16 protein-coding genes are annotated in these 16,002 nt (G+C 70.5%); 10 read left to right on the top strand and 6 right to left on the bottom strand.

Translation table 11 applies throughout. The annotated features are described in order from the left end of the window. Positions 1 to 105: 105 nt before the first annotated feature. The gene (locus KF737_RS07665) at positions 106 to 390 is read left to right on the top strand and encodes a hypothetical protein (protein ID WP_296452448.1); all 285 of its coding nucleotides are present in this window, start codon (positions 106 to 108) and stop codon (positions 388 to 390) included. A gap of 27 nt (positions 391 to 417) precedes the next feature. Here KF737_RS07665 and KF737_RS07660 read toward each other — a convergent pair whose 3' ends face one another. After that, entirely contained in the window at positions 418 to 1,200 is a 783-nt protein-coding gene (locus KF737_RS07660) for a PEPxxWA-CTERM sorting domain-containing protein (RefSeq protein WP_296452438.1), read from the bottom strand. 421 nt (positions 1,201 to 1,621) lie between these two features. On the opposite strand from KF737_RS07660, the gene KF737_RS07655 reads away from it, so the two are divergent. The 5 genes from KF737_RS07655 (at position 1,622) to KF737_RS07635 (ending at position 6,714) form a co-directional block, all read left to right on the top strand. Further along, positions 1,622 to 2,206 (top strand): Spy/CpxP family protein refolding chaperone, encoded by a 585-nt coding sequence (locus KF737_RS07655; RefSeq protein ID WP_296452435.1) that lies wholly within the window; start codon positions 1,622 to 1,624, stop codon positions 2,204 to 2,206. Between the two features lie 81 nt (positions 2,207 to 2,287). Then, positions 2,288 to 3,022 carry a response regulator gene (locus KF737_RS07650; protein WP_296452433.1) on the top strand — a complete coding sequence of 245 codons (735 nt, stop codon included), beginning with the start codon at positions 2,288 to 2,290 and terminating at the stop codon, positions 3,020 to 3,022. Continuing rightward, entirely contained in the window at positions 3,019 to 4,500 is a 1,482-nt protein-coding gene (locus KF737_RS07645; RefSeq protein WP_296452431.1) for an ATP-binding protein, read from the top strand. Before KF737_RS07650 ends, KF737_RS07645 begins: the two co-directional genes overlap by 4 nt. 94 nt (positions 4,501 to 4,594) lie before the next feature. Then, positions 4,595 to 6,277 (top strand): sulfatase-like hydrolase/transferase, encoded by a 1,683-nt coding sequence (locus KF737_RS07640; RefSeq protein ID WP_296452428.1) that lies wholly within the window; start codon positions 4,595 to 4,597, stop codon positions 6,275 to 6,277. Next, positions 6,265 to 6,714 (top strand): hypothetical protein, encoded by a 450-nt coding sequence (locus tag KF737_RS07635; protein WP_296452425.1) that lies wholly within the window; start codon positions 6,265 to 6,267, stop codon positions 6,712 to 6,714. Before KF737_RS07640 ends, KF737_RS07635 begins: the two co-directional genes overlap by 13 nt. A 390-nt stretch (positions 6,715 to 7,104) precedes the next feature. Here the strand turns inward: KF737_RS07635 and KF737_RS07630 are convergent, their stop codons facing one another. Both KF737_RS07630 and KF737_RS07625 read right to left on the bottom strand, forming a co-directional pair. After that, complete coding sequence (locus KF737_RS07630) at positions 7,105 to 7,524, bottom strand: DUF1330 domain-containing protein (protein WP_296452422.1); 420 nt, start codon at positions 7,522 to 7,524, stop codon at positions 7,105 to 7,107. A 14-nt stretch (positions 7,525 to 7,538) separates the two neighbouring features. Next, complete coding sequence (locus tag KF737_RS07625) at positions 7,539 to 8,441, bottom strand: haloalkane dehalogenase (RefSeq protein ID WP_296452417.1); 903 nt, start codon at positions 8,439 to 8,441, stop codon at positions 7,539 to 7,541. 99 nt (positions 8,442 to 8,540) lie between these two features. Between KF737_RS07625 and KF737_RS07620 the strand changes: the two genes are divergently transcribed. Then, positions 8,541 to 9,137, top strand: coding sequence for a TetR/AcrR family transcriptional regulator (locus tag KF737_RS07620; RefSeq protein WP_296452413.1), 597 nt, complete (start codon positions 8,541 to 8,543; stop codon positions 9,135 to 9,137). A gap of 134 nt (positions 9,138 to 9,271) precedes the next feature. On the opposite strand, the gene KF737_RS07615 is transcribed toward KF737_RS07620, so the two are convergent. Continuing rightward, positions 9,272 to 10,213, bottom strand: a complete 942-nt coding sequence (locus tag KF737_RS07615; protein WP_296452410.1) for an ornithine cyclodeaminase family protein — start codon at positions 10,211 to 10,213, stop codon at positions 9,272 to 9,274. A gap of 10 nt (positions 10,214 to 10,223) precedes the next feature. Next, on the bottom strand, positions 10,224 to 10,784 hold the full coding sequence (locus KF737_RS07610) for an HNH endonuclease (protein ID WP_296452407.1): 561 nt from the start codon (positions 10,782 to 10,784) through the stop codon (positions 10,224 to 10,226). 1,289 nt (positions 10,785 to 12,073) lie between these two features. On the opposite strand from KF737_RS07610, the gene KF737_RS07605 reads away from it, so the two are divergent. The 3 genes from KF737_RS07605 to KF737_RS07595 are packed head-to-tail and all read left to right on the top strand — an operon-like array spanning position 12,074 to position 14,430. Next, a complete protein-coding gene (locus tag KF737_RS07605) occupies positions 12,074 to 12,709 on the top strand; it encodes a TetR/AcrR family transcriptional regulator (protein ID WP_296452404.1) in 636 nt (211 codons plus the stop codon). A 13-nt stretch (positions 12,710 to 12,722) separates the two neighbouring features. Then, positions 12,723 to 13,550, top strand: coding sequence for a tRNA glutamyl-Q(34) synthetase GluQRS (gene gluQRS / locus KF737_RS07600; protein ID WP_296452401.1), 828 nt, complete (start codon positions 12,723 to 12,725; stop codon positions 13,548 to 13,550). Continuing rightward, positions 13,543 to 14,430: a DMT family transporter gene (locus KF737_RS07595; RefSeq protein ID WP_296452398.1), complete on the top strand. Its 888-nt coding sequence runs from the start codon at positions 13,543 to 13,545 to the stop codon at positions 14,428 to 14,430. Before gluQRS ends, KF737_RS07595 begins: the two co-directional genes overlap by 8 nt. A 124-nt stretch (positions 14,431 to 14,554) precedes the next feature. On the opposite strand, the gene KF737_RS07590 is transcribed toward KF737_RS07595, so the two are convergent. Next, positions 14,555 to 15,967: a protein adenylyltransferase SelO gene (locus KF737_RS07590; RefSeq protein WP_296452396.1), complete on the bottom strand. Its 1,413-nt coding sequence runs from the start codon at positions 15,965 to 15,967 to the stop codon at positions 14,555 to 14,557. Between the last annotated feature and the right edge of the window lie 35 nt (positions 15,968 to 16,002).

Below are 16,002 nucleotides of genomic sequence, written 5' to 3'. Positions count from 1 at the left end.
CCGCGCCCGATCCACGCCAAGTTGAGAATCGAGCCAGAAAACAGCCGGAGCGGAGTCGCCAACGGGCGGGAGTTCTGCTTTTGTTCGAGTCAAGGGAGTCGAACCATGGCGGACGGCAGCAGGAATCTCGCGCGCGAATGGAGTTTCGGGGAGGCGCGCCTCGGCTGGGCGACGGCCGCCAGGTCCAGTCTCTGGGCGCGCTGCGGCTGCGGCCGCGAGGCGGTGGTCGATCCGCGGCCCTGGATCGCCCAGGGCCTCAGCCGCCAACTCGTGCGCGACCTGGAGCACCGCCTGCGCTGCGTGTGCGGCGCGCGGCAGGCGCAGCTCGAGATCCGCGGACTCGCCGAAGCGCCCGGCAACGGCGCCGGCGGCATCCACGTGTTCCGCTAGAGCGCGTTCCGAAAAGCGGGAACCGCTCTAGGCGGCGGGGGCCAGGGCGAGCCGGCGCGAGCGGCGCAGCACCGCGCCCATGGCGCCGAAGCCGCCGATCATCAGCGCCCAGGTCGCGGGCTCGGGCACGGCCTGGAAGGCGAAGCTCTGGTGGGCGCTGGCGATGCCGTACTTGCCGGTCTCGGTGATGAAGTTGATGCTGCCGCCGACCGACCCGTAGCCGGTCAGCGCCGTCAGGTAGTTCGCGCCCGAGTAGGTGGCGATGTAGTTGTTCACCGACGCCGAGCTGCTCACCACCGAATAGCCGGGGTTGATCACCTGCCAGATGGCGCCTTGCAGCGCCGCCAGCCGGTCGCGCGTCTCGGCGGTGTTCGGCGCGTTGTCGTAGAGCAGCGTCCCGTAGTTCACGAGGCGGGCGACCTGCACGCGCTGGCCGCCGGTCAGCGTCGTGCCCCCGGAGAACGGCGTGTTCGTCGTGTACCTGGAGTCCGTCGTCAGGTCGTAGTCGTCGTCATAGGCGAGGTTCAGCGCGCCCAGGCCGATGTTGTGGAAGATGTCCACGCAGAAGCCGAGGAAGTTGAACGACTCGCCGACCGCGCTCGCGCCCTCGTAGGCCGTGAACCTGATCGGCGCGAGGTAGGTGTACTCGTCGAACCCGTTCGGCCCGTAGATGTGGGCCGTGCGCGACGTGTCCATGGTGTTGGACGCCAGGAAGTATTGGGTGGCGTCCGCCGGCGCGGCGGCCATCAGGCAGCCGGCGAGCACGGCTGCGGGCGCGAACGCCTTCAGGGCTGCATGAAAACGGGACACGGACGGCCTCCTCCAGGCGGGATCGCCCGGCCCGGAGCAGGATCGGCGCCAGCGCGGCGCCTGTCGGGGGAATTCGGGGAATTTCGGGGGAATTCGGGGAATTGCGGCTCCCCCGCTTTGGGGGTCTCGGGGGAGCCGCGTTTCCGAACGCCTGCTGGGGGAGAGTGAGGCGTTACCGGGGTCGAGGGGCGTCCGGCCTGTGGGGGGAGGGAGGGCCGGGGTCCGTCGACACTCCTCATGTAGGAAGCCGGTGCGGCGTTGGTAGGGCGCCACCGTAACCGGACGGTGTCAAATCCGCCGGGATTGCGGCGGCCCGCGAACCTTTGCGCGAACATTTCAAATCCGTGCGCGTCGGCGCCATCACCGGGCAGGACGGCCGTGCGAAAGTCGGCCACGTCAGGGAAAAGGAGTGAACCCCCCGATGCGCCGCCGACTGATGCTTCTCATCGCCCCCGCCGCCCTCGCCTGCGCGACCGTCGCGGCCGCCCAGCCCGCGCCCCCGCCCGGCGACGTCCGCGTGATCCGCCGCGGCGGCCCGCCGCCCGAGGAGATGAAGGCCCACGTCGAGGCCATGAAGAAGCAGCACATGGAGGACCTGAAGACGGTGCTCCGCCTGCGTCCCGACCAGGAGGCCGCCCTGGCCGCCTTCATGGCGAGCCACGAGCCGCAGAAGATCCAGATGAAGCTGCCCGACCCGAAGGATGGCCCGAAGACGCTGACCACGCCCCAGCGCCTGGACGAGATGGCCAGGCGGGAGGACGCCATGCGCGCCGCCGGCGCCAGGCGCCGCGAGGCGCTGACCAGGTTCTACGCCGCGCTCTCGCCCGACCAGCAGAAGGTGTTCGACGCGCTGCAGCGGCTGCAGGGCCCGCGCGGCCACGGCGGTCCGGGCATGGGCCGCGGCGGTCCCGGCATGATGATGCTGCACGGCGGCCCCGGCGGCGACCGCCGCATCGAGATCCGACGCGAGGTGCGCGGCGGGCCCGGCGGACCGAAGGATGACTGATCCGCGCGCCGATCGGTCGCCGTTCCGGATTGTGGCGAAGTCGCGATGACGGCGCCACAGTCCGCGGCGAGAGGACCCGACATGACCGCCCCCCTGCCCTCCGTCCTGCCGGCGCGCCACATCCTGGTGGTCGAGGACGACACGCAGTTGCGCGAGCAGGTGACGGGCTACCTCGCCGAACATGGCTTCAACGTCCACGCCGCGGCCGACGCCAAGCAGATGGACGCCGTCCTCTCGGCCTCGCCGATCGACCTGGTGGTGCTGGACCTGATGCTGCCCGGCGAGGACGGCCTCTCCATCTGCCGGCGCCTGTCGGCCGAGGGCGGGCCGGCGATCATCATGGTCAGCGCCATGGGCGAGGAGATCGACCGCGTGCTGGGGCTCGAGCTCGGCGCCGACGACTATCTCGCCAAGCCGTGCAGCCCGCGCGAGCTGCTGGCCCGCGTGCGCGCGGTGTTCCGCCGGCTGGAGGAGGTCCGCGGCGGCGCGCCCAAGAAGGGCCGCAGCTATCAGTTCCAGGGCTTCGTGGTGGATGCGCTGCGCCGCCAGCTCCGCGCGCCGAGCGGCGCCACGATCCTGCTGACCTCCGGCGAATTCTCGCTGCTGTCGGCCTTCCTCGACCACCCGCAGCGGATCCTGTCGCGCGACCAGCTCCTCGACATCGCCCGCGGGCAGGACGCCGACGTGTTCGACCGCGCCGTCGACGTGCAGATCAGCCGCCTGCGCCGCAAGCTGCACGCCTGCTCCGACGGCGAGATCATCAAGACGGTGCGTGGCGCGGGCTACATGTTCGACGTGCCCGTCACGCGGCCATGAAGCTGCGGGCGCTGCCCCGCGCCAGCATCGGGGTGCAGTTGATCCTCCTGGTGCTGGCGTGCCTGCTGGCCATGCACCTCGTGCTGTTCGCCATCGTGGGCCTGTTCCCGCCGCCGCGGCCGCCGATCTACCGCGTGGCCGAGATCGCCACCGCCCTCAGCGGCGGCGCGCTCACCGCGCGCGATGGGCGGCCGATGGTGCGCACCGTTTCGGCGACCCTGCCGAAGGCCTTCGCCGAAGGCCCGCGCGGCGGCCGGCCGCCGCCGGTCGAGGCCCTGGCCGCAGCGACCGCCCGGCCGCGCGAGGAGGTGCGGATCGTCCAGCGCCGCCCGAGCGCCCTGGACCGCTTCCTGCGCGAGGACGTCAGCGCCCGGCTCGTCATCGAGCACCGCCGCCGCGGCGGCGGCGGCGGCGGCGGCCGCCACGAACCCCCGCCGCCCGGCGGGCCGGAAGGCGCCGGCGCGCCGACGCCCGATCGCTTCGATCACCGGATCGAAGGCCGCCCGCCGCCCGGCCTGCGCTATCTGCTCATGCGCGAGGCGCCGGTGATCGGCGACTTCCAGGCGGCGATTCGCCGGCCCGACGGCCAGTGGACGATCGTCAGGCCCAGCCCCGAGCCGTTTCCCACCGACTGGCAGCGGCGGATGGCGCTGTTCGTGCTGGCCGCCTTCGGCGTCGTGGCGCCCGCCGCCTTCCTCTTCGCCCGCCGCATCACCGCGCCGCTGAAGCGCTTCTCCGAAGCCGCCGAGCGCCTGGGCCGCGATCCGCACGCCGCGCCGGCGGCGCTGACCGGACCGGCCGAGATCGGCGCGGCGGCCGACGCCTTCAACGACATGCAGGCGCGCCTGCGACGCTACATCGACGACCGCACGGCCATGGTCGGCGCGATCAGCCACGACCTGCGCACGCCGCTGGCGCGCATCCGCTTCAAGATGGAAGGCGCCGAGGGCGGCCTGAAGGACACCGTGCTCGCCGACGTGGTGCAGATGGAGCAGATGATCGCGGGCGTGCTGGCCTTCATCCGCGACGAGTCCACGCCGCGCCGCCGCGAGAAGCTGGACCTGCTGTCGCTGGTGGAGTGCGTGGTGGACGACGCCGCGCTGGTGGGCGGCGACGTGGAGCTGCTGGAGTCCGGCCCCGTGCAGGTGGAGGGCGACGCGGTGGCGCTCCAGCGCCTGTTCGTGAACCTGGTCGACAACGCCCTGAAGCACGCGGGCCAGGCCCGCATTCGCGTCCGCCGCGAGGACGACCAGGCCGTGGTCGAGGTCATCGACGAGGGGCCCGGCCTGGCGCCCGAGGACCTGGAGCGCGCCTTCCAGCCCTTCTTCCGCGCCGACGCCTCGCGCAACCTCGATTCCGGCGGCATCGGCCTGGGCCTGCCGATCGCGCGCTCCACGGCCCGGGCGCACGGCGGCGACGTGGAACTGATCGCCCAGCCGAAGGGCCTCAAGGCGAGGGTGACGCTCCCAGTCGCCTGAACGCGCGCGACGCCTCAGAGTGGGCGCCCGAACTATCGACACTTCGAGTGCCACTATCTAGAATTCCCCCCAACAGGATGTGGGGAGGCCGGCCATGAAGCTGTGGCGGATTCTGGGGGTCGTTCTGGCGGTCCTGCTGGTCGCGCTGGGCGTGGCCTGGATGAACCGCGCGACCGTGCTGTCGATGATCGCCAAGTCGCGGCTGCCGCACGTGGAGCCGAACCGGCCGGTGGTCTGGGCCGAGGGGCCGCCGACGCCGGCCGCGGGCGACCGCCCGCCCAACGTGGTGTTCATCCTGGCCGACGACCTCGGCTACAACGACATCACCTTCAACGGCGGCGGCGTCGCCAACGGCGCCGCGCCCACGCCCAACATCGACTCCATCGGCCATCAGGGCGTTTCGTTCGCCAACGGCTATGCCGGCAACGCCACCTGCGCCCCCTCGCGCGCGGCGATCATGACCGGGCGCTACCCCACCCGCTTCGGCTTCGAGTTCACCCCGGCGCCCGTCGCCTTCGAACGCATGGTCGGCACCGAGGCCGAGCCCGGCGCGATCGTGAAGCCGAAGTTCTTCAAGGACCGCCTCGCCGACATGCCGCCGGGCTCGACCGCCGCCACGTCGGGCGCCGTGAACGTGCTGAGCGTGCCGGGCAGCGAGATCACCATCGCCGAGGTGCTGAAGACGCGCGGCTACCACACGCTGCATTTCGGCAAGTGGCACCTGGGCGGTAAGGCCGGCTCGCGGCCCGAGCAGCAGGGCTTCGACGAGAGCCTGGGCTTCATCTCGGGCGCCTCGATGTACCTGCCCGAGAAGGACAAGGGCGTCGTCAACGCCAAGCAGCCGTGGGACCCGATCGACCGGTTCCTCTGGTCCAACCTGCCCTATCAGGTGCAGTACAACGGCTCGCCGATGTTCGCGCCGCGCGGCTACATGACCGACTACCTGGCCGACGAGGCGGTGAAGGCGATCCACGCCAACCGCAACCGCCCCTTCTTCATCTACTTCGCGCCCAACGCGATCCACACGCCGCTACAGGCCAAGAAGGAGGACTACGACGCCCTGCCGGGGATCAAGGACCACCGCCTGCGCGTCTACGGCGCCATGGCGCGCAACCTGGACGCCAACGTCGGCAAGATCCTGAAGGCGCTGAAGGACGAGGGCCTCGACGGGAACACCCTGGTGATCTTCACCAGCGACAACGGCGGCGCCGGCTACATCGGCCTGCCCGACGTCAACAAGCCCTACCGCGGCTGGAAGTCGACCTTCTTCGAGGGCGGCATCCACGCGCCGTTCTTCATGCGCTGGCCGGGCGCGATCCAGCCGGGCACGCGCTATGCCTACCCCGTCGGCCACGTGGATATCTTCGCCACCGCGGCGGCCGCGGCGAAGGCCGCCACCCCCACAGACCGCAAGATCGACGGCGTCGACCTCCTGCCCTTCGTCCAGGGCAAGGCGCAGGGACGGCCGCACCAGACGCTGTTCTGGCGCTCGGGGCAGTACAAGGTGGTACTCGACGGCGACTGGAAGCTCCAGTCCAGCGAGGCGCAGAAGAAGGTCTGGCTCTACAACCTCGCCGCCGACCCGACCGAGCGTGTCGAACTCTCCAAGGCCGAGCCCGCGCGCACCCAAGCCATGCTGGCGCTCCTGAAGGCGCAGGACGCGAACGAGAACGTGAAGCCGATGTGGCCGTCGCTGTTGCAGGGCCCGATCTTCATCGACCATCCCAGCGGCGTGCCGCAGAAGAAGGGCGAGGAGTACATCCTGTGGGACAACTGACCGGATTCCTGCCGCCCTCCACGAACGACGCCTACCGCGGCGCCCGCGTCGCGGTCTGGTTCCTGGGCCTGCTCACGCTCCTGACCATCGGCCCGGCGCTGATCCACAGCTTCGCGCCCGACGGCGGCGCGAGCGGGATCGCCAGGCTCGACATGGGCGACAAGCGCGACCTGATCGTCGGGACGTTCCGCTGGGAGGGCGCGACGCAGCTCGCGCTCGGCCTGGGCATGCTGGCCGTGGTCCTGCGCTATCGCACGCTGACGCCGCTGTTCCTGGCGCTGGTGATCGTCGAGCGCGGGCTGATGAGCCTGCACGCCTGGGTGCTGACGCCCGACCCCAGCGGCCACCACCCGCCGCAGCACTACGCGAGCCCGGTGACGACCGCGCTCGCGCTGGTGTTCCTGATCCTGTCGCTCCGCCCCCGCAAGGACGCCTAGCCGACAGGTCTCCCTTCCTCCTCGATGGAGGAAGGGCCGGGGATGGTGGTGTGCGCAGGGCCTTACCGGCCGGGCGCGAGAGGCGTCGACGCCAGAAGCGCCGTCTGCCGCACGCCGTAGCCACACCACCACCCAACCCTCCTCCGTCGAGCAGGGCAATCGCATATGGATGCGGGGCGGCCGAAAGGCCGTCAGTCAAACCGCAGAGATCGCGGAGATACGCAGAGGATTCCCGTGGATCCGCGAGCTTCTCTGCGCATCTCCGCGATCTCTGCGGTTCATAAATCGGGCGGACAAGCCGCCCACAAGCCATATGCGATTGCCCTCCTCCATCGAGGAGGAGGGCTTTCGCGGCCGCTTCCGTCGTAATTCCCTGGCGACCCTGCCTGGCTAGAGGAACGCCGCGCCCGGCTTGGTGCGGATGTTGAGCTGGCCCGCCAGGCCCGCCTTGCGGTGGTGCTCGATCTCATGCATCGCCGGCGACGAGGCCATCTCGCGGAACGCGGCGTACGACGGGTATTCGGCCAGGCCGACCGCGTCCCACAGTTCCTCCACCTCGCCCAGCAGGAGGCCGGTGACGACGCCGTTGTAGCGGATGCGCCCGCCCCTGCCCTCGACCAGCGTTCGGACCACCTCGGCGTAGCGCGCATAGGCCTCGGCGCCGGTCAGGTGCGAGTCCGAGCCGTCGGCGTATTCCGCCTTCGCCTTGAACTTCAGCAGGTTGACCATCACGAACGGCCCGTCCTCCTCCCCGCTGAAGAACTCCATCGCCCGCTGCGGCGTGGGCATGACCTCGTTGACGACCTTCATCCGTTCTTTCCCCCTCAGCCCCGACGGCGGATCATGCCGTCGATGATGTCCACGATCTCGGCGTGGCTCACCTCCTGCAGGAAGTGGCCCCCCTTCAGCGTCACGTGCGGCTGGCCCCTGGCGCCCGGCACGCGCGCCTGGAACGGCGCCTCGCCGCCCTGGGTGATCGGATCGCCGTCGCTGAAGGCGGTGATCAGCGGCTTGTCGAAGCGCTCCAGCACCGCCCAGGCGGCCTTGTTCTCCGCGACCTGATCGTGTTCCGGCGTCACCGGCACGAGCGTCGGGAACTGCCGTGCGCCCTCCTTGTAGCTCTCGTCGGGATAGGGCGCGTCGTAGGCGGCGATCTCCTGGGGCGACAGCTCGCGCCCGGAGGCGCTGTTGAGCAGGGCGCCGATCGGCATCTGCGGGACGTTCTGGCTGAGCGCGAGCCACGCCTTGAAGCCGTCGGTCATGCCCGCGCCGGTGGGCAGGCCGGTGTTGCCGACCACGACGCCCGCGAACCGCTCCGGATAGGCCGCCACCAGCCGCAGGCCGATCAGCCCGCCCCAGTCCTGGCAGAAGAGCGTCACGTCCGTGAGGTCGAGGCTGGTCAGCCACTGGCTCATCCAGTCGACGTGGCGCGCGTAGGTGTAGTCGGTCCGCTTCGCCGGCTTGTCCGAGCGGCCGAAGCCGATCAGGTCGGGCGCGACCACCCGATGGCCGCGCGCCGCCAGCCCCTTGATGATGTGGCGGTAGAGGTAGGCCCAGGACGGCTCGCCATGCATCAGCAGCACCACGGCCCCGTCGCGCGGCCCCTCGTCGACGTAGTGCAGGCGCAGCGTCGTGCCGTCGGCGTCGGTCACCTGCGCGTAGCGCGGGGCGTACGGCCAGTCGACCAGGCCGTCGAACCGCGCGTCCGGCGTCCGCAATACCTGCATGCCCGATCCCTCCCGGAACAATATAGTGACATAATGCGTGCCACTATATCGCAGCGTCAAGGCTCGACACCGCCCGCGGGCGCGGGCGAGATGGCCGGGATGACTCGCGCCCCTGCCCTCGCCGACGCCGCGCCCCTCGACGGGCGCCGCCGCCGCGGCCAGGACAACCGCGCGCGCATCGTGGCCGCCATGATGCAGATCGTGCAGGGCGGCGAGGTCGCGCCCAGCGCCGAGCAGGTGGCGGCCCTGGCCGACGTCGGCCTGCGCACCGTCTTCCGGCACTTCCAGGACATGGACAGCCTCTACCGCGAGATGGCGCGGGTGATGGAGGCCGAGGTGCGGCTGATCCTGGACCCGCCGATGCAGGCGAACGACTGGCGCGGGCGGCTGGCGGAGCTGATCGCGCGCCGGGCGCAGGTGTTCGAGAAGATCGCCCCGTTCCGCCGGGCCGCCGACGCCTTCAGGCACCGCTCGAAGTTCCTGGGCTCGGACTATGCGCGCCTGGTCGTGCAGCTTCGCGAGGGCCTGGCGCACGTGCTGCCGAAGGACATCGCCGCCGCGCCCGCCAAGGTCGAGGCGCTGGACCTCCTGATGAGCTTCGAGGCCTGGGCGCGCCTGCGCCGCGAGCAGCAGCTCAGCCCCGAGGCGGCGCAGCGCGTGGTGGAACAGGCGGTGGCGGCGGTCGTGGACGCGTGAGGTCTCCCCCACTTCGCTCATCCCCGCGCATGCGGGGACCCAGGCTTCCTTCAGGGCTTCGCGTCGCCTGCCATGCTCTCTTTCACTTGAGGACAGGAAAGTCTGGGTCCCCGCATGCGCGGGGATGAGCGGTGTTAGCCGGCGGCGAACAGGGCCTCGGCGGCGGCCAGGTCCTGCACGACGTGGCCCAGGGACTTGTAGACCGTCACCTGCCCGGCGCTCTGGCGGCCCGGCAGCGTTCCCGCCAGCACCTGCCCGATCTCGCCCACGACATGGTCGTCGCCGACGATCCCGGCGGCCTTGGCGCGCAGGAACTCGCCGCCCTGGGCCAGCACGCCCTCGCGGCTGTCGGCGATGAAGCGGGACTTGGCCACCAGGATCGCGTCGGCCTCGAGCTGGCTCGCCACGCCCGCGCCCACCAGGTTCACGTGCGTCCCCGGCCGGATCCAGGCGCCCTCCAGGATCGGCTCGCGCGACGGCGTCAGCGTGCAGACGATGTCGGCCTCCGTCACGGCGGCCTGCGCCGTCTCCGCGACCGTCACGGGGACGCCGGCCTCGGGCCCGATGTGGGCGGCGAACTTCGCGGCGCCCTCGGCCGAGCGGCCCCAGACGGTGATCGCCGACAGCTTCCGTACCCGGGAGATCGCGCGGACGTGCGTCTCCGCCTGTTCGCCGTAGCCCAGCAGCGCCAGGCGCGCGGCGTCGGGCCGGGCCAGGGCGTCGGTCGCCACGGCGCTGGCCGCCGCGGTCCGGATCGCGGTGATCGCGCCTGCATGCGCCACGCACACCGGCGCGCCGCTCTCGTAGTCGAACAGCGCCACCACGCCCTGGTGCGACGGCCGGCCCCTGGCGAAGTTGTCGGGATAGACGCTGATCAGCTTGGCGCCGAACACCGCGCGCTCGCCCAGGGCGCCCGGCATGATCCCGAACAGCCGCCCCTCGGCCAGCGGGATGATCGAGCGCAGCAACTGCCGCGTCTCGCCGGCGGAGAACGCGATCATCGCCCTGCGGACGATCGGGATCGCAACGTCGTAGGTGAGCCGGGCGCGGACCTCGGCCTCGTCGATCAGGCGCATGGCCGCGACCTTACGCCTCCAGCTCGATGTCCCAATAGAGGTAGTCGAGCCAGCTTTCGTGCAGGTGGTGCGGCGGGAATTTCCGCCCCCGCTCCTGCAGCTCGAAGGCGCTGGGCCGCCGCGGCTTCAGCCGCGGGTGCATGTGGGCCTCGTGCGGCGTGCGGCCGCCCTTCGCCAGATTGCAGCGCGCGCAGGCGGTGACGATGTTCTCCCAGGTCGTACGCCCGCCGCGCGAGCGGGGGATCACGTGGTCGAACGTCAGGTCGTCGCCCGTGTGGCAGTACTGGCAGGTGAAGCTGTCGCGCAGGAAGAGGTTGAAGCGCGTGAAGGCCGGCGGCCGGTCTTGGGCGACGTAGCTCTTCAGCGACACCACGCTGGGCAGCTTCATCGCGAACGACGGCGAGTGGACTTCCTGGTCGTAGGTGGAGACGACGTCGACGCGGTCGAGGAAGACGGCCTTGATCACCTCCTGCCACGGCCACAGCGACAGCGGATAATACGACAGCGGCCGGAAATCCGCGTTGAGCACGAGGCAGGGCCATCCGGAGGGCGGAGCCTTAAGCACCTGCATGGCAGGGCCTCCGGGAACGCCTGATGGCGACTATGGCGATCGACGTTGAACTGAAGACAGCACCCCAGTGACGGAAATCGACGTGACTGAGGAATCTATAGGCCCGATTCGGAGACAACTCTACGACGACGGGGGCCTGGGTCGGGTTTGACAGGACTTGCGGATGGCCTCGCCCGATCGCGAGGGATGGGCGAGGCTCTATGCGCGGCGCACGTGTCAGGCGCCGAGAACGACGGTGGCGCCCGCCACGGTCAGGGTCAGGCCCAGCACCGCGTAGGTCACGACCATGTCGAGCATCCGGTTCATGAGATGCGACATCGTACTTTTCCTTTCTCTCCATGGGCCCGGCCGATCCGGGCCCCGTCCATCTGGACGGCGTTCAGATAGCAGATATCTGAACGATGTCTAGATGATTGATTATGCCTTTCCGATATACATTTTTGTAATGCTGGCGATCCCCTGCCGGGGGAGCTCAACGACGTCGGTGAGTGGGCGGCTCGTCCGCCCGACTCATGAACCGCAGAGATCGCGGAGATACGCAGAGAAGTCGCGGATCCACCGGAATCCTCTGCGTATCTCTGCGGTTCGAATGACGGCCTTCCGGCCGCCCGAATCCATATGCGATGGCCCAGCCTCGGAGAGGGAGGATCAAAACGAAAAGGGGCCCCGAAGGGCCCCTCCTCGGTTTCCGCCGGGATGGGGAGGGCTCAGATGCCCAGGCCGACCGTGCCCCCTGCGGCCACGAAGCCGAGGAAGAGCAGGAAGGTCGGAACGAACCGGTCGAACTTCGCGAGAGACATGACACACACCTTGAGTTTGTTTCGTTTCTGGGCCCCCGGGGGAGCGGGGGCGTCCTCTTGGACGCGCAAGGGATAGCACTATCTGAACACTGCATAGATCAGCGATTTTGCCGGACGGCTATGCAGAACCGCACATGTGCCGGCTATGCCCCCGATCCGCGCCATCCGGCTTTCGAGAAGGAGGGCGGCACGAAAAAGGGGCCCTCGTCGGGGCCCCTCCTGTCGTCGTCGACCTTTCGGGAGGGGAGTCCCTTAGGCGCCGAGCCCCGCGGTGGCCACGGCCGCGACGAGGCCGAGGAACAGCAGGAACGAGGGCGCCAGACGGTCGAAGAGCCGTTCGAAGTTTGCGAGAGACATGACACACACCTTTCAGTTTGAACCCCAGGGGAGTGGGGCCGTTTCTTATTTGAACAGCGCTTAGATGGGTATGTGGACCTTGACCGTCAATGGCATCTGTACAGCGCTCAGATGTGAAATTATGGTAATGTCATGAGCGAAGCCAAAACCATCGAACCGCGCCCCTACCATCATGGCGATCTGAGGCGCGCCCTGGTGGACGCGGCCCGCAGGCTCCTCGAGGCCGAAGGCCCGAGCGCGCTGTCGCTCCGCGCCGTGGCGCGCGAGGCCGGGGTCAGCCCGGCGGCGCCCTACCACCACTTCAAGGACAAGGCCGAACTGCTCGACGCCGTGGCCCACGAGGGCTGGGAGATGCTCCAGATGGCCATGACCGACGCCAAGGCCGGCGTCGAAGGCCGCGAGCAGCTCACCTCCATCGGCATCGCCTACGTCTGCTTCGCCCGCGACAACCCCGCGCTCTACCGCGTCATGTACGACGCCGCCCGCGACAAGGAAGCGCTGCCGATGGACGTGGAGGACGCCAATCCCGAGAACGGCAACGCCTACTGCCTGGTGCGCGACACCATGATCGAGCAGGGCGCCGACCCCCGCGCCGAGACCCACCTGGAGCTGGCCACCGTGGCCGCCTGGTGCGGCGCGCACGGCCTGGCCGAGATGGCCGGCTTCAAGCAGTTCGACCACCTGAAGGCCGAGCTGGGCGGCGAGCGTCCGTTCCTGGACGCCGTCTTCAGGCACATGGGCCTGTTCCCCACCCACGCCCACGACTGATAAGCCCAGGCGGGTGTTCGCCACCCGCTTCGCGCCCTCGCCCACCGGATACCTGCACAAGGGCCACGCCGTCTCGGCGCTGACGGCGTTTACGGCCGCGCGCGCGGCCGACGGCCGCTTCGTGCTGCGCATCGAGGACATCGACGCCACCCGCTGCCGGCCCGCGTTCGAGGCCGCGATCTGCGAGGACCTGGCGTGGCTGGGCCTCGACTGGGAGACGCCGGTGCGGCGGCAGTCCGAGCACGCGGACGACTACCTGGCCGCGCTGGGCCGGCTGGAGGCCGACGGCCTGCTCTACCGCTGCTTCCGGACCCGCAGGGAGGTCGCCGAGGCGATGGCGTCGGCGCCGCACGGGCCGATGGAGGTGTTCCGCAGCGGCCCGCTCCCACCGGACGAGGAGGCGCGGCGCCTGGCGGCCGGCGAGGCCTTCGCCTGGCGGCTGTCCCTGGACGCGGCCGAACGCAAGCTGGGCGGGTTCGCCGGCCTCGATTTCCTGGAGGAGGACGAAGGCCGGATTCCGGCGCGGCCCGAGCTCGGCGGCGACGTGGTGCTGGCGCGCAAGGACGTGGGCGTGGCCTACCACCTGGCCGTCACCGTGGACGACGCCTTGCAGGGGATCACCCACGTCATCCGCGGCCGCGACCTGTTCGAGGCGACGCACGTGCAGCGGCTGCTGCAGGCGCTGCTGGGCCTGCCGACGCCCGCCTACCGCCACCATGGCCTGCTCGTCGGGCCGGACGGCCGGCGCTTGGCCAAGCGCGACAGGGCCGAGACGCTGCGGTCGCTGCGCGAACAGGGTATGACGCCGGCCGACCTTCGCAAGGAGCTGGGCTTTGGCTGAGGCCGCCGCCCCGGAGCTGACGACCCACGAGCGCTGGCAGGCCGTGGCCGTGCTGGTCATGGGCGCGTGCGTCATCGGGCTCTCGGCGATCCTGGTGCGGCTGTCGCACGTCGGCCCCTCGGCGGCGGGGTTCTGGCGGCTGGCCTTCGCCATGCCGCTGCTGGCGCTGATGACGCTCCGGTCCACGGGCGGGCTCGGGCCGCCGCCGAGGATGGCGCTGCTGGCTGGCCTGTTCTTCTTCCTCGACCTCGCCTTCTGGCACTACGGCATCCGCTACACCTCGGTGACCAACGCCACGGTGCTGTCGAACCTGACGCCCGTCGTCGTCACCGCCTTCGCGTGGATCTTCCTGAAGCAGCGCCCGCGCATGCTGTTCCTGGCCGCCGTGCTGGCCGCCGTCGGCGGGGCGTGGCTGATGGCCATCGAGAAGGGCGGCGGGGCGCTCGTGAACCAGCCGCTGGGCGACCTGCTCTCGCTGATCACGGCCTTCTGGTATGCGCTCTACTTCCTGGCCATGGCCGAGGGCCGCAGGACCGAGGGCGCGAGCAAGCTGATGCTGTGGGTCGGCGTCGTCGGCGCCCCGCTGCTGTTCCTGACCGCGCTCGTGCTGCGCGAGCCGATCCTGCCGGCCGACCTGATCGGCTGGGGCGCCTGCGTGGGCCTGGGCCTGATGCACGTGACCGGCCAGGGCTCGATCGCCTGGGCCATGGGCCGGCTGCCGACCTCGACCGCCTCGGTCGTGGTGCTGATCCAGCCGGTGGTCGCCGCCATCCTGGGCTGGATCCTGTTCGCCGAGGCCATCGGCCCGCTCCAGGGCCTGGGCGCCGCGATCACGCTGGGTGGCATCGTGCTCGCGCAGTGGGCGTCTAGGAAGCGCTGACACACGTCATCCGCCGGCTTGTCCGGGGGACCCATTGGGCTGTGAGATTCCGGACTATCGCAGCAGCAAAGCTCTGCCCAACTCACAGCTCAATGGGTGGCCCGGACAAGCCGGGCCATGACGATCAGAGGGAATAGGCGATACGCGCGGTCTCGATGCGGGCGAGCTTCTCGTGGAAGGCGGTCCAGTCGTCGGCTTCGGCGATGAAGGCCCAGAGCGCCTCGATCTGGTCGTAGAGCAGTTCTTCGGGTTCGGCCTGGGCGAAGTAGGCGTGGGCCAGGCGTTCGGGCCGCTCGGGCGCATAGGCCGCGAGGCGCTCGCGGAACCCGGCGAAGGCGTCCTCGGCGTAAAGGTCGGCGCGGGGGCCGGCCATCGCGCGGTCGGCCGAACCGCAGAACCAGTCGAAGAAGAACGGCTCCCAGCGCAGCCGCTCGCCGCCCTCGGCCATGCCCTGGAAGCTCGCCTGGACGAGCTCCGCGTCCTCCTCGGCGCTCTTCGGCCGCACGCCGAGGCGGACCAGCATCGCGGCCATCAGCTCGGCGCGGTAGGCGGGGCCGAAGCCGTTGAGCGCGTCGACCAGGGGATCGCTGCCGGTGACGAGGCTGAGGCAGCCGGCGAGCTGCTGCAGGTTCCAGAACACCGCCTCGGGCTGGCGGCCGAAGCTGTAGAGCCCGGCCGAGTCGAAGTAGGCGGCGACGAAGTTCGGGTCCGAGTACGGGAGGAACCGGTAGGGCCCGTAGTCGAAGCTCTCGCCCGTGATGTTCATGTTGTCGGTGTTGAGCACGCCGTGGACGAAGCCGGCGCTCATCCAGCGGGCCGTGAGCCGCGCCGCCTTGCCGACCACCGCAGCCAGCAGCGCCGCCGGCCGGTCGTTCTGACCCTCAAGGTCCGGATAGTAGAGTCGGGTCACGTGGTCGACGAGGGCGGCGACCCGGTCCTTCGCCTCGAAGAAGGCGTGGCGCTGGAAGCTGCCGAAGCGGACGTGGCTGTGGCTGAGCCGGACCAGCACCGCCGAGCGCGTCGGGCTGGGCTCGTCGCCGCGCACCAGCGCCTCCCCGGTCTCGATCAGGGAGAACGACCGCGAGGTCGGCACGCCCAGCGCCTCCAACATGGCCGTCGCCAGCACCTCGCGCACGCCGCCCTTCAGCGTGAGCCGCCCGTCGCCGCCGCGCGACCACGGCGTCTGGCCCGAGCCCTTCGTGCCGAGATCGAGCAGCCGGCCGCTTCCGGCCTCGCGCAACTGGGCGAACAGGAAGCCGCGCCCGTCGCCGAGGTCGGGGTTGTAGGTGCGGAACTGGTGGCCGTGATAGCGCTGGGCCACCGGCGGGTCGATGTTGCCCGGGAGCGGCCGGAAGCGGCCGAAGTGGGCGATCCATTCCGCATCGGTCAGGCCGTCCAGGCCCACGGTCGCCGCCGCGCGGTCGTTGCGGAAGCGCAGGATGGTCTCGGGGAAATCGGCCGCCCGCACCGGATCGCAGAACTCGGACCCGAGGGCGGGGAACTGCGGGTCGGGTCGATAAGCGGCGGACGGCGGCATGCCGCGCACCTAGCCGTGCGGCGGCGACGGCCGCA

It is taken from the genome of Phenylobacterium sp. (genome assembly GCF_019636135.1).
GTDB lineage: Bacteria > Pseudomonadota > Alphaproteobacteria > Caulobacterales > Caulobacteraceae > Phenylobacterium.
Note: the sequence above shows the minus strand (reverse complement) of the source record. Positions and strands in the feature narration are given on the sequence as shown.

Excerpts from the sequence above, each read along its gene's own strand:
- KF737_RS07640 (WP_296452428.1), top strand. The coding sequence starts at position 4,595 with ATGAAGCTGTGGCGGATTCTGGGGGTCGTTCTGGCGGTCCTGCTGGTC.
- KF737_RS07665 (WP_296452448.1), top strand. The coding sequence starts at position 106 with ATGGCGGACGGCAGCAGGAATCTCGCGCGCGAATGGAGTTTCGGGGAG.
- KF737_RS07630 (WP_296452422.1), bottom strand. The coding sequence starts at position 7,524 with ATGAAGGTCGTCAACGAGGTCATGCCCACGCCGCAGCGGGCGATGGAG.
- KF737_RS07625 (WP_296452417.1), bottom strand. The coding sequence starts at position 8,441 with ATGCAGGTATTGCGGACGCCGGACGCGCGGTTCGACGGCCTGGTCGAC.
- KF737_RS07615 (WP_296452410.1), bottom strand. The coding sequence starts at position 10,213 with ATGCGCCTGATCGACGAGGCCGAGGTCCGCGCCCGGCTCACCTACGAC.
- KF737_RS07645 (WP_296452431.1), top strand. The coding sequence starts at position 3,019 with ATGAAGCTGCGGGCGCTGCCCCGCGCCAGCATCGGGGTGCAGTTGATC.
- KF737_RS07605 (WP_296452404.1), top strand. The coding sequence starts at position 12,074 with ATGAGCGAAGCCAAAACCATCGAACCGCGCCCCTACCATCATGGCGAT.
- KF737_RS07620 (WP_296452413.1), top strand. The coding sequence starts at position 8,541 with ATGACTCGCGCCCCTGCCCTCGCCGACGCCGCGCCCCTCGACGGGCGC.
- KF737_RS07610 (WP_296452407.1), bottom strand. The coding sequence starts at position 10,784 with ATGCAGGTGCTTAAGGCTCCGCCCTCCGGATGGCCCTGCCTCGTGCTC.
- KF737_RS07650 (WP_296452433.1), top strand. The coding sequence starts at position 2,288 with ATGACCGCCCCCCTGCCCTCCGTCCTGCCGGCGCGCCACATCCTGGTG.
- KF737_RS07655 (WP_296452435.1), top strand. The coding sequence starts at position 1,622 with ATGCGCCGCCGACTGATGCTTCTCATCGCCCCCGCCGCCCTCGCCTGC.
- KF737_RS07590 (WP_296452396.1), bottom strand. The coding sequence starts at position 15,967 with ATGCCGCCGTCCGCCGCTTATCGACCCGACCCGCAGTTCCCCGCCCTC.